This window comes from Fibrobacter sp. UWH9, assembly GCF_900129715.1.
Taxonomy (GTDB): domain Bacteria; phylum Fibrobacterota; class Fibrobacteria; order Fibrobacterales; family Fibrobacteraceae; genus Fibrobacter.
On record NZ_FQWP01000001.1, the window covers coordinates 300,816 to 312,923 of the forward strand.

Consider the following 12,108-nt stretch of genomic DNA (forward strand, 5'->3'; position numbering starts at 1 on the left):
ATTATACCAGCTTCAGCAAGTCCTTGATGTGCCTAATGGTATAGCGGGGCTCTAAGGGCAATAAATTTTCGGGGCGACCGAAACCTTCCAGGCAAATAATGCTGTCGATGCCGGCGTTCTTGGCGGCCATTACATCGGGAGTGTCGTCCCCGATCATTATGGCTTTTTCCGGGGCGACGCCCAACTTCTCCAAAATCGCGTAAATGCCGCCGGGGCCGGGCTTGCGTTCCGGGGTGGTGTCTCCGCAGAGGTAAGTGACAATTTTGTCCGCGGTGATACCCTGCGCGGAATCCCCGTTCCCAATTAATCCAAATTTTTCCAAAATCTTCTTTGCCGGTGCCACAGGCTTGTTGGTCAGCATGGCGGCGCGTTTTCCTTGCCCGCAAATCCAGTCTATAAATTCAAGCACACCTTCGTAGGGTTCCGTATCGATGGTACAGTGATCCCAGTAATAAGCGGAGTAAACTTTCAGCACTTCATCGATTTTAGCTTCGTCAAAACCTGCGCCTTCTAAAATCGCATTTACCGCTTCCTTGTCGCGAACATCTAAGTGGTCGGCGGGACTCTTTGAAATGTCCGGTTCGCCGGCGGTTTTGCCTGCGCCGAACATGATTCCCGAGGCAACGGACCTCTTGATCAAATTCCTAGACCCGTTGCCGATGCAACTGCGAACATTTTCCATTGAAATTTCCTGAATGCCGAACTGCTTCAAAGCGTAATTCACCGCGGGAGCCAAGTCCCCCAGGCTGTTGAACATGGTGCCGTCCAAGTCGAAAATGAACAGTTCCTTGCGGGCCAATAATTCTTTCAGTTCTTCGCTGCTAGTCATTTCAAAAGCTCTTTGATTTTTTCTTTGACGATTCCGAGATTGTTGTTGGTAAGAATGGGTATCAAACTATTGATTTCTTCAATGGATTTGTCCCACCATTTCCATTCTAGCATCAGGTTGATGAGTTCGTCGTCAAAACGTTTGCGGATGGGTTTTGCTGGATTCCCTGCGACAATGGTGTAGGGGTCTACGATTCCTGAAACAACACTGCAAGCTCCGATGATTGCGCCATCCCCAATTTGTGTTCCCGGGAGGATTGTCGCATTCTGACCAATCCAAACGTCGTTGCCGATGACTGTATTCCCCTTGAAGGGCATGTCCTCTGGCTTTGGCGGAGCCATGTCCCACCCTTCAAGAGTGTAGAAGGGGAATGTGGACACGGAGTTCATTTGATGATTGGCGTCGTTCATGACAAACTCAACACCCGCTGCAATCTGGCAGAATTTTTCGATAATCAGCTTATCTTTGCTCCAGGGGTAAAAATGGGTGACATGACTTTCGAATTCAGAATCAGCTATATAAGTAAAATCTCCAACGATGATGTTTGGATTTTTGATGGAGGGTTTTACGTAGATTTCTTTATCGTATCCGGCGATGGGATGAATATTGTTTGGATTCGGATTCATATCAGCTATCAAAAATAAAAAACTATTTTTGCATCCATCAAAGGCTGCTTGGTTTATGTCTAAATTCATAGATTATATAGCCTTCCAGTTCGGAAATCCCCGAGGTTTTGTGGGAAAGGTTTGCTGCCGTTTCATCCGTCAACAGGTGGATTTTGAGAATCACCAGGTCAAGGATATTGTAAAAGACAAAAGCTTTGTGGTTATTTACACCAAGACGTAAAAAGTTTGTATATTCATGCCATGAAGAAATTTTTTAATACCCGCGCAATTATCGGCGCATCCATTTTTGCTTCGGCCCTTGCAACCGCTGCATTTGCTATTGATCCCGTTGTCTTTACCCCGGCCGTTTACCCTATCGGTGAAGTGAACCAGGGCGACGTCAAGCATTTTGTCTTGAAGGGGGCTAATGTCTCCGGCAAGGAAATCAAACTAGAAAATGTAATGTGCCAGGGGAATGGCTGCTCCAATTTCAAGTTCCCGGCATCCATTGCCAATAAGGGACCGGTGGTTGTAGAATTCGACATGGACTTCTCTGAAATGGAAGGCCCTATTAGCCCCACCGTCGTGCTGGTGGGCACCGATGGCAAACCCTATACTGCCGCTATGGAAGGTACCGTTAAGGCTCCTTTCTTCTTTAGCGAAAAGATGTTTGACGCTGGTTACTATACCGCCGGCGAGAAGCGTGAATGGTCCTTCTACGTGTGGGAGACCGACAAGAAGGCTCGCCCCGACCTGACGCTTTCCGAGGAATCCGCAAAAGATTTCTCCATCAAGACCAAGAACGTAAAGGTTAAGGTGGACGAAAACGGCAAGGTCACCGAAGGCGGTAAGATTCCCGCTCTCAAGATTACCTTGACTACCAAGGGTCTGAGTCGTGAAGGTTGGGAACAAAAGCAGCAGAGTATCCGCAAATTTGTGGGCTTTAAGAGCAAAAAATACCCCAAGGCCACCCCCGAAGTGCTGGTTGTTGGCTTCTGGAAGTAAAAATTTGAACTTTTTTCGGCGTATTGCCTTGCAAATTTTCAAATATTAACTACCTTTGGTTCACTCTTAATTGAGACCTCGGGATGTAGCTCAGCCTGGTAGAGCGCTTGAATGGGGTTCAAGAGGTCGCTGATTCGAATTCAGTCATCCCGATAGAAAAACCACAACGAAAGTTGTGGTTTTTCTTTTTTTGTGCCTAGTGCGATTATGGGCGTTTAGAAAAGTTCTAATCAACGTTCAAATGAAAAAGGCCTTGGCTTTTGCCAAGGTCTTCTATAAAGTTTGCGGGACTATTAAGCTTTATTAATATCTTCGTCTGTGAAGTTTAGACCATTTCCCGCAGCGCGTTCCCCAAAATCGGTAACTACGGTCGGGACGCCATTCTTTGAAATTTCATTCATTTCGATGGCAGCCGCTTCGTAGTCGGACTCGGTGGTCCATTCGGGTTGCCATACCACAACCTTGTTTCTGCCGGATTCCTTGCCCTGGTACAGAGCCTTATCGGCCAGCTGGATGCTACGGTCGGCTCCGAGACGGTGGTCAAACTGGGAGACGCCCAGGGTGATGGTAATGTTGATGGTGTAGTCGGCGTAATGGACTGTCATCATCTCGATTTGACGGCGGAAGCGTTCTGCAACGGCGGTTGCCCCTTCCAGATCTGTTTCGGGCAGGAGGGTCAGGAATTCTTCGCCACCATAGCGGGCAAAGACGTCGTACTTGCGTAATAGTCCGCGGATAGTCTGCGATACGGATTTTAGGATGACGTCACCGCAAGCGTGGCCGTAGGTGTCGTTAATTACCTTGAAATGGTCAATGTCCACGAAGATGAAACAGAATGGCTTTCGACTGCGCAGGGTCCTTTCGATTTCATTGGCTATAGTCTCATTCATGTCACGGCGGTTGGGGAGTCCGGTCAGTTCGTCTGTTCTTGAAATCAGGTCCAGTTTCTTGTTGGCGATTTTCAATTCCTTGGTTCGTTCGGAAACTTCCTGTTCCAAGCTCTTACGATGGGCTTCCAATTCGCGGATTTGTCGCTGGATTGTTGAAATCATGACGTTAAAGGCTTTGGACAGCATGCCGATTTCGTCATTGCGGTTACCCACATGAATCTGCTCCATTTCCTTGCCTTCGACGATTTCGTAGATATGGTAGGTCAGATTGTTCAGAGGCAGGCCCATCTTGGCAAACATCCAGGCGGCCAGGAAGAAAATGATGAACATGGAAGCTACCAGGATGACCCAGTTGCCCACGGAAGACGATGTCACCATGTTGTCAATTTCGCTCTTGGGCTGGAAGGAGAATAGGGCGAAGTCGTAGGCAGAATCATATCTGAAGTTGGTCAGATAAGTGACTCCATCGGCCAGGGTGTGGTATTCTGCACTCTTCGTGTCAAAATTTTTGGGGTCAATATTTAGTCCCAATTCTGCAATCTTGTGGGTTCCCGTGAGCCATTGTTTCAAGTCCGGATGGTAGAGGATTTCGCCTAGGCTATTGACTGCCATAACGAAACCATTCTTGCCGACCTTATACTCTACCAGGTGCTTCCAGATGCGGCGCAGAGAGAAGGTGGCTACCAGGCTACCGTCACCGGCAGCGCGGTTGACGATACCGATTGCAAAGATCCTCTGGGGAGGGGCGTCTTGTGACGTTCTAAACCAGGGGGTAATGTAGGGGCGGTGGGGGGTTATTCTGGAAAATTCAATGGGGTAGGGGGATTCCGTGGGGGAACTGACCATGGCGTTGTCGCATACGAACTTGTCTTCGCGGTCGTAAACGGTAACTGTTTCTCCTGAGATAAACAGGGACGAAACGCTGTAGCTTTTAAGGAAGCTTGCCGCTGTTGTCGGCTCCATGCCCTGCAATTCGGACGTCTTGGTCAAGAGCGAAAGCCTGTCACCGAACTGTCGCATTTCGGTTGTGGCTGTGTTCATGATCTGGGCTAGCTGGGCTTCGTTATTGTTGAAGTTCCACTCTAGCATCAGGTCGTTCTGTTTGTCGTTCATGAAGAACGTACTTCCCGTGACCACAATGGTCATGGAAACTAGCAGGACCAGGATCACCTTGAAGATGATACTTCTGGAAAACCTTGTTGCCAGGGACTCGTTCATAAGTTCAGTTATCTCTTTGTTTTTCTACGGAAATTAAAGGCGAAACCAAGGGCTATCATAACGATAAATACCAGGGGTGCCTTTTTAAGATTGTCGTTGACGATGTTGTTTTCTGCAGTGTTTGTGTCCGCGGTTGCGGTGGCGGACGGATCTTCTTTTTTCTTGTTCAGTTTTCCCCACAAATCCATGAACTCGGCCTGGGTCATGATATTGTTGGACGGGTAGTTGAGCTTTCTGTCGATTTCGATGGTGTACTGCTTGAAAACATCGTACAGCTTTTCTTCGGAGTACAGGGAAGGAATTTCAACCTGTTCCCAGACGGAACTGAACATGGCGACAAATAACTGTTCCAGATCGCCCCATTCAGGGATGGCGACGTAAGTTTTGCCGGTTGCGAGTGCGTTTATCAGTTCGCGGTAGTCTTCGTCTTCGGACCACTTTTCAAGCACTTTCTTGGAAGTGGGCAGGAAGCCGATCTGCTTGGTATAGGCGTCCTGATTTTCGTCTTCGACCAGGAACTTTAGCAGGGCCTTTGCCTCTTTACGTTCGTTTTTGGCGGGAATGGCCAGGTTGCTTCCGCCGATGAAGCTGACAGAACCAGCGGAACCTCTGGGGATAGGAACCACCATGACGCTATCTGTGCCGATGCGGGCGTTGGATAGACCGCCTTGAGTGCCGTGGATTCGGGTCTGCATCACGATTTCGGAAGTGCTGATGATAAAGGCCAATTCGCTATTGTTGAACTGCTGGGCGATTTGGGCTGTGTTGGCCTGAAGGGCTTCGGTTTGGACCAGGCTGTCCAAGATGAAGTTCAGATAGAGGGAAATGCCGTGGAGAGTTTCCTTCGAGAGAATATTGGCGTGCCACTTGCCGTTATTGTCTTTTTCGATGAACGATCCGCCGTTGCTCCAGATCCAGGGGGCGAAGTTGTGGGGGATGTTCCAGTCGCTCTTGCCCGGGAAGGCGTAGCCGCGGATGGTGGAGCCGTCGTCCTGCACTTCCTTGGCGGCATTGACTTCACGGATTGCCTTGACAAAGCCATCGTAAGTGGCTAAGTCGTTCTTGGAAATGTTGTGCTCCTTGAGGATGCGCTTGTTGGCGAGAATGGGGCGAATATCGATAAACCAGGGCACGGAATAGATGGTGGTATCACCGTCTATATGGGTGGTATTCCAGCTAACAGAAACGAAACGGCTAGGGTCTACTTCGTTAATCCAGTCGTTTAGGGGCTTGATTTCGTTGCGGGAGGCAAAATAGGGAATCCAGGTGGTGCCCAACTGAAGTACGTCGGGGGCATCCTGACCGGTTGCCAGAGCCTGTGAAATGCGGTTCCAGGCTTCTCCCCAGTCTAGAACCTGAACTTTTGTGGGAATACCGGTTTTCTTGGTGAACTGTTCAAGTCGTTGCTCAAGTTTTTCCTGAGGGGTGGCTCCGTTCGGCATAATCCACACGGTAAGGGGCTGATTAGCGGCCCAGACTGCGGTAGATGTTACCATTGCCATGATCGTGGCTGTAACGGTTTTTTTGAGATAATTGAACATTCCAACTCCTTGACAAACACTCAAAAACGGGGGGTGTGTGTGTACCACCCGCAATGTTAAAAGTATATTATTTTTATAATAAGATGGGCGTTTTGTGCATAAAAATGGATTTTTTCGCCGGTTCTTCGAGGTCCTCTCCGTGAGCCAAATCAAGGTGAAAAAAAAATACCGGACTGATGACGAAAATCTTATTTTTTTTACCTATATTTTCTTATGTCGAACCTAACCGACAATTTCTTTACTAAGGAGTATACAATGAAAAAAGGTCTCATTACCCTTCTCTGCGCAGGCATGATCGTTCTTACCGGTTGCTATGGCAAGAATGCTTGCTTCAACAAGATTCACCAGTGGAACGGCACCCTCGGTGACAAGTGGATCAACTCCATCGTCCACTTCTTCCTGATGGTTATCCCGGTTTACGGTATCGCTCTCGGCCTGGTTGACGGTCTCGTTCTTAACACTGTTGAATTCTGGACTGGCTCCAACCCCCTCGCTGCTGACGACAACTACTATGAAAAGGATGCTCAGGGCAACGAAATTGCTGCTGTGAAGAACGCAGACGGCACCATGTCTGTTGAAATCACCACCGCTAAGGGTGAAAAGGCTAACCTCATGCTCCAGCGCGATGAAAACGTTGTCCGCGCTCTCGATGCAGAAGGCAACTTGGTTGCTCAGTACGATATCGCTAAGTAATTCTTAGTTATAACGAGCTTAAAAGGCCTCCCGCCATGGCGGGGGGCTTTGCTTTTATTATCTTAGAGCTATAATGTTAGGGCGTGTTCATAAAAATGCAGGTTGGGTGTCTGCAGTTCTTGCCATGGTCGCTTTGTATCTGGCGGCCTGCGTGGACGATTATGTCGCCCGCGGCAATGCGGCCCTGCGTATCGGCGACTTTGAACGGGCCATTTCCAATTTTTCGAAGGCTCTTGACGAAGATCCGGCTAATCGGGATGCCCGTTATGGCCTGGCTCTATCTTATTATACTACAGCTGAAGATGGGGAACGTCTGCGGCTTCCGTCTTTTGACCTGTGGAGTCGAGCCGCCCGTGAATTCAAGATCCTTTCTAGAGTGGATAGCAGCGGACGGATTAACGCTAACTATTCGACCTGCCTTTTTTACCTGGCCCGTGCGACCTTGGCCCAAAACGAGGGGGCCAATGTGCTTCCGTTGTTGGACCAGTCGATTCAGCTGGATAGCGTCAACTACTTCAGCTACAATCTGAAGGGGCTGATACTTTCCCATCGGGGACGGGGGAACGATTTGGAACAGGCCAAGAAGATTTTTATCCATATCGTGACACACGACCCGGATTTTATTTCGGCCTATGTGAACCTGGGCAATGTCTACTGGGAAGAGGGCGATGTGGAATCGGCCTGGGATATCTGGTCTATGGGGCTGGAGAAGGCTCCCAATCATGAGGATTTGCTGCGCTGGACCCGGGTGGCTGAAGACTCTCTGAAGGCCATGGTCTTGTCTGGGGAACTATGACCGAGGTGAGGTTCCCTAAAAAGTCCCTGTTGGATTCGGCGACCAGGTGCTTCTTGCTTCATGAGGGCGGGGAGGCCTGCGTCTATGGGCTTTCGGTGGAGGGCCGCGGCAACCTTGTGCTGAAATGGTACAAGTCCCATGCCCGCTTTGACGGGAGCGTGATTTCTTCGATTGCAAACAGTCCTGTGGACGGTCTTTACCGGATTCTGGAGTTTGGAGAGCGGGAGGGTACGCCCTATGTTCTCTATGAATTTATTGATGGGGTGGCATCGGCGGAGTTTGATGTAATTCCTGTGGCGGAGGCGCTAGTGGCCCTGCGGCAGGTGGCAAAAACCTTGTCTGCGTTAAGCGAAAAAGGCTCCCATCATGGAGACCTGAGTCCGTCTAACGTTCTTTTGACTGCAACTGGAGATACTGTCCTTATTGACTTTGGGCTGGTGGGTCTTGGGGCGTATGCCTATGCGGCGCCCGAACGGTTCCGCGGTCGAACCTCAGATGCCCGATCCGACATGTATAGTCTTGGCTTGCTGCTGTACCACTGGATCTGCGGAAGGGACTTGGTTGAGACGGATGTTGTCTTGAAGACGACCGGAAAGTTGGACAGTCTCGATCCATTTGTTGAGTTGAAACCTACCGAAAAACTTTATGAGACCGGGATTTTTTTTCCTGGAGAACTGGCGGCTCTCGAACCGATCTGGACGGGACTTTTGCGGAATAGTCCGGAGGAACGCTTTGAGGATTTTGACGAACTGGACGAAGTCCTTGAGATTGCCCTTTATAAGGTATGCGGTGGTGAAATTGCGATCCTAAAGAACAAGCAGAATCTTGCCGGACGAGTTGAAAAAATGCTACAAAATGTTCCGGCCTTTTCGGAACCCTCGGATTTTTGCCCATTTCCCTATCATGTTGCCCAGGGAGTGGGAAAAAAATTCCCAGTGAAACTATCGGTTTTGTGCGGCTTAGGACTTATATTATTGATTGTAGTGGCTGTCCTTGTTTTGGGGGACCGGAATCCAGATATCGATGATGTGGCTTCCATGGTTCTTGAAAATTCCAGGAATCTGGAACTGAAGGATCTGCCTGCTTCGGAAGTTAATCCATAGCTTATAGAGGTGCTCATGAAATCTGAATCGATGCTTGCCACGGAAAAAATGTTGGATGTGGTGAAGACTCTTTTGGATGAGGAGCAGCCCGAGAGTCTTTTCCCGAAAATTCTTGAAGTGGCCCGCGGGGTCCTTCATGCCGATGCCGCTGTGCTGGATATTGGTGGCGAAAAGCCGCTCCACCTGAGCAACCCTGAATCGGTGGCGATTTCTATTTCTGCCGTAAGGCTGGCCAAGGCCGAAAAGCGGGCCGTGGTGTGGAACCAGCTGGATGACGAAAACGCTGACCTTTCCAAGTCCATTGTGCAGAATCAGCTGACCAGCATTATGGTGTCGCCGTTCCGCACGCCTGAATCCGAGGCGGGATATCTGTACTTGCAGCGTGCCGCCCGCGAGGAACCTTTTACGGAAGACGACAGTCAACTTTTTGACTCCTTTGTGGCGGTGTGCGAAAAGTTTGCCTTTGCCATGTTTGACAGGCTCCGCGATAAGGAATCGCTGGATGTCTTGAAGAATGTTGTTCACAAGGACGGGGTGGTGTACTCCAGCAAGGTCATGTCGGACCTGATTGCCCTGGCCGATAAATTGGCCACTTTGCCGTTGCCCGTGATTGTCCGTGGCGAAACGGGTACGGGGAAGGAGGTCGTTGCCCGCTATATCCATAAGCATAGCCCCCGCAGCGACAAGCCCTTTATTGCAGTGAACTGTGGCGCCATTCCGGAACACTTGATGGAATCTTTGCTGTTTGGACATGCCAAGGGTTCCTTTACCGGAGCTATTGAAACTCGCAAGGGTTTCTTCGAAGAGGCTGACGGCGGCACGATTTTCCTGGATGAGATTGGCGAGTTGCCTATGAACATGCAGGTTAAACTTTTACGCGTTCTGCAGGAAAAGCATATTACCCGTGTAGGTGACAATCGCGAAATTCCTGTAAATGTCCGCGTGATCAGTGCGACCCACGTAGACCTGGAAACAGCCGTCAAGGAAAAGCGCTTTAGGGAAGACTTGTATTTTAGAATCCAGGTGATGCCTGTGGTGATGCCCGCCTTGCGTGACCGCGAACAGGATGTGGTTCTGCTGGCACAGGAATTTCTGACCCGATATGGTGCGGAATATGGCCGCGGTAAGTTCCGTCTGAGCCGTAATGCAGAAAAGGCCATGCTCAGTTATTACTGGCCGGGCAATGTCCGCGAACTGGAAAACAAGATTCAGAAGGCCTTGGTGCAGGCTGTTCATGGCGTGGTGCAGCCTAAGGACCTGGGATTGGACGACATGCAGGCTCAAGTCAAGGATTCCCCCAGATCTCTGAAGGAGGCCCGCGAGGCGGTGGATCGTGAAGTTATTGGCAGGGCCCTGCGGGATAGTAACGCAAACCTTACCCTGGCCGCATCCATTTTGGGAATTGACCGCAAGGTGTTGCGCGAAATTATGGAACGTCTGGGAATGCATAAGGAAGACTTCAAGAACTAGTTGTTATATTTTGGCAGACCTATGAAAGGGTTTTGCCTAAACGGATAGTTGGCACGGATATTGCGAAAGTAAGATGATGAATAAGAACACTTTCATTTCGATATTGATGATGGCTGCGGCGCTGAGTTTCGGTGCCGAGTCTTCGATGCGTCCGATGTCTTCTGTCCCGACCCCCGCCGAAAGAGCTGAAATTTCGAAAGAAACGCCAGATTTGGGTGCGAAGGAAAGTGAAGACTGGCAGAAGATGCGTGCCGAAAGACGTAAGGCCCGTGAACAGATTCTCTCTGATTTGCGAGGTCGTTCTGCAATGGAAAAACAAAATTTCCGTCAGAACACGGTGAAAAAGCGGGACGAAAATGCTCACTTTGAGGGGGAATTCCCAAAAAATCAATCTCGCGAGCGCAACCCTTTTTATGAGCGTCCTGAGTCTCAGTACGGTTATCCTCAGCGAGAAAATCGCGGTCCCGGTTTTGAGGGGGATCGCCACCGCTATTAATGCGTTCGCTGGCGGTAGTTGTTCTATTGCTTGTGTCTGCGCTTTGGGCCGAGACTCAGCAGGCGGCATATTACCGTGCCATGCAGGCTGAGGAGGCTGGTAATCTAACCGAAGCCTTGACTGCCTTTGAAGAGGCCGTACTTATACCTGGTCCCTATACCGAAGAAATCCAGGAAATTATAAATCAGTATAAACTGGCGCTGGACTTTACTGATTCGTCGGAAGTACTTGTTTCTGACAGAAGTTCTTCTTTGTCGTTCCGTTTTTTGGGAGACCTTGGTTTTTACGGTCTTCATTACACAGAGAGTGGCTGGGTCGAAAAAATAAGCGAAGATGGCGGTGACCTGTTCTTTACCCTTTCCTCTTTTGCCGATTATGCGGTTGGCGATTATATCCATTCCCTTGGCGTTTCCGCTATGACGGACTGGTTCTTTGATAATGAGGATATGCCCGCTCTGGATACCAGCGACTGGAAACTGACTCTTGGCTTGGAATATGTGTTGGTGGCGCCAACTTTTGTTCTTGATATGGGCGTGGATTTTAATACGGCCCCAAATGAAAGTTTTTCCCCTTCTTTTTATTCCTGGTTAGAAAAGGATTTCTTTAAGTTTGAAAAACAGCGGGTAGGGGCGGCTCTCTGGGGATACTACGATACAGATGGTCCCCTATCTTTCGCCGTGTATGGATCTTGGCATCGTTCTTCTGTGTACGGATGGAATGGAAATGTCTACCTGGGCGTGCGACTTGAGGCAGACTCCGTTGTGGACGTCAAACGTTACATGGCTGATTACGAGGCGGCGTACAATGCTGCTTACGATGAGATGGACGGTTTCAATAATGAGGTCCCCTTTAATGGCGGATTCAATAATTGGGAATCTTCTGATGGGTGGAATGCTCCGTTTTATATGGGAGGCTATGGCGGTTATAACGGTTATGGCGGATTTTATGACAATGAAAATCCTTGGGGGAATAATCCCTTCAATGGAAACCCCAATGGATGGGGGGCGTTCGAGGAAAACTTGGGGGACTCCTCTTCTACGGTATCTATTGATGTTCCCATGTACAAGTCTTATGGCAAGTGGATTGGACCTTCCCTGCGTTCAAAATTATCCTATAAGTTCCGCACAAAAATTACGCTGGAAGGCGTAATGAACCTGTACTATGGTGTTGTGGTTGCCGGTCCAGACGATGATTACGAACAACTTAAAAAGTTCAGTGGCGTATGGGGAGCGACCTTGTCTTGGACTCCCAGTTGGCTTACGGTCTACCTAGGTATGGAAATGCTTTACCGTTGGTATGACTTGCCGATCTACTATAAAGGCATTTACGCCAAGAGCGGTTTCCTTTCAGAAATCAAGACTGGCGTTAAATGGAATTTCTAATGGAGATAGTGGGAGTCGAACCCATGACCTACTGATTGCGAACCAGTTGCTCTACCAACTGAGCTATATCCCCAGGTTTT

12 protein-coding genes and 2 tRNA genes are annotated in these 12,108 nt (G+C 49.3%); 9 read left to right on the top strand and 5 right to left on the bottom strand.

The features are described from left to right. Nucleotide 1 precedes the first annotated feature (1 nt). Both BUB94_RS01375 and BUB94_RS01380 read right to left on the bottom strand, forming a co-directional pair. Nucleotides 2–829 carry an HAD family hydrolase gene (locus tag BUB94_RS01375; protein ID WP_073233591.1) on the bottom strand — a complete coding sequence of 276 codons (828 nt, stop codon included), beginning with the start codon at nt 827–829 and terminating at the stop codon, nt 2–4. Further along, the gene (locus tag BUB94_RS01380; RefSeq protein ID WP_073233593.1) at nt 826–1,455 is read right to left on the bottom strand and encodes a CatB-related O-acetyltransferase; all 630 of its coding nucleotides are present in this window, start codon (nt 1,453–1,455) and stop codon (nt 826–828) included. The genes BUB94_RS01375 and BUB94_RS01380 overlap by 4 nt, the downstream gene beginning before the upstream one ends. 55 nt (nt 1,456–1,510) lie before the next feature. Here BUB94_RS01380 and BUB94_RS16640 point away from each other — a divergent pair, with 55 nt between their 5' ends. From BUB94_RS16640 to BUB94_RS01390, 3 genes are all read left to right on the top strand, one after another. Continuing rightward, the gene (locus tag BUB94_RS16640) at nt 1,511–1,675 is read left to right on the top strand and encodes a hypothetical protein (RefSeq protein WP_158236565.1); all 165 of its coding nucleotides are present in this window, start codon (nt 1,511–1,513) and stop codon (nt 1,673–1,675) included. A gap of 20 nt (nt 1,676–1,695) precedes the next feature. Continuing rightward, nucleotides 1,696–2,439, top strand: a complete 744-nt coding sequence (locus BUB94_RS01385) for a hypothetical protein (RefSeq protein ID WP_073233595.1) — start codon at nt 1,696–1,698, stop codon at nt 2,437–2,439. Nucleotides 2,440–2,518: 79 nt separating this feature from the next. Further along, nucleotides 2,519–2,592 (top strand) — tRNA-Pro (locus BUB94_RS01390). A gap of 140 nt (nt 2,593–2,732) precedes the next feature. Here BUB94_RS01390 and BUB94_RS01395 read toward each other — a convergent pair. Next, nucleotides 2,733–4,547, bottom strand: coding sequence for a sensor domain-containing diguanylate cyclase (locus tag BUB94_RS01395; RefSeq protein WP_073155723.1), 1,815 nt, complete (start codon nt 4,545–4,547; stop codon nt 2,733–2,735). Nucleotides 4,548–4,555: 8 nt separating this feature from the next. After that, nucleotides 4,556–6,088: an extracellular solute-binding protein gene (locus BUB94_RS01400; protein WP_073155725.1), complete on the bottom strand. Its 1,533-nt coding sequence runs from the start codon at nt 6,086–6,088 to the stop codon at nt 4,556–4,558. 255 nt (nt 6,089–6,343) lie between these two features. Between BUB94_RS01400 and BUB94_RS01405 the strand changes: the two genes are divergently transcribed. The 6 genes from BUB94_RS01405 (at nt 6,344) to BUB94_RS01430 (ending at nt 12,028) form a co-directional block, all read left to right on the top strand. Beyond that, nucleotides 6,344–6,781: a DUF3332 family protein gene (locus BUB94_RS01405; RefSeq protein WP_073233738.1), complete on the top strand. Its 438-nt coding sequence runs from the start codon at nt 6,344–6,346 to the stop codon at nt 6,779–6,781. 73 nt (nt 6,782–6,854) lie between these two features. Beyond that, nucleotides 6,855–7,577 carry a tetratricopeptide repeat protein gene (locus BUB94_RS01410; RefSeq protein WP_073155731.1) on the top strand — a complete coding sequence of 241 codons (723 nt, stop codon included), beginning with the start codon at nt 6,855–6,857 and terminating at the stop codon, nt 7,575–7,577. Next, complete coding sequence (locus tag BUB94_RS01415) at nt 7,574–8,680, top strand: serine/threonine protein kinase (protein ID WP_083537976.1); 1,107 nt, start codon at nt 7,574–7,576, stop codon at nt 8,678–8,680. The genes BUB94_RS01410 and BUB94_RS01415 overlap by 4 nt, the downstream gene beginning before the upstream one ends. 15 nt (nt 8,681–8,695) lie before the next feature. Next, nucleotides 8,696–10,150, top strand: a complete 1,455-nt coding sequence (locus tag BUB94_RS01420; protein WP_073155734.1) for a sigma-54 interaction domain-containing protein — start codon at nt 8,696–8,698, stop codon at nt 10,148–10,150. Nucleotides 10,151–10,223: 73 nt separating this feature from the next. After that, the gene (locus tag BUB94_RS01425; protein ID WP_073155737.1) at nt 10,224–10,646 is read left to right on the top strand and encodes a hypothetical protein; all 423 of its coding nucleotides are present in this window, start codon (nt 10,224–10,226) and stop codon (nt 10,644–10,646) included. A 32-nt stretch (nt 10,647–10,678) separates the two neighbouring features. After that, entirely contained in the window at nt 10,679–12,028 is a 1,350-nt protein-coding gene (locus BUB94_RS01430; RefSeq protein ID WP_217653108.1) for a hypothetical protein, read from the top strand. Here the strand turns inward: BUB94_RS01430 and BUB94_RS01435 are convergent. Next, a tRNA-Ala gene (locus BUB94_RS01435) sits at nt 12,029–12,101 on the bottom strand. Nucleotides 12,102–12,108: the final 7 nt, after the last annotated feature.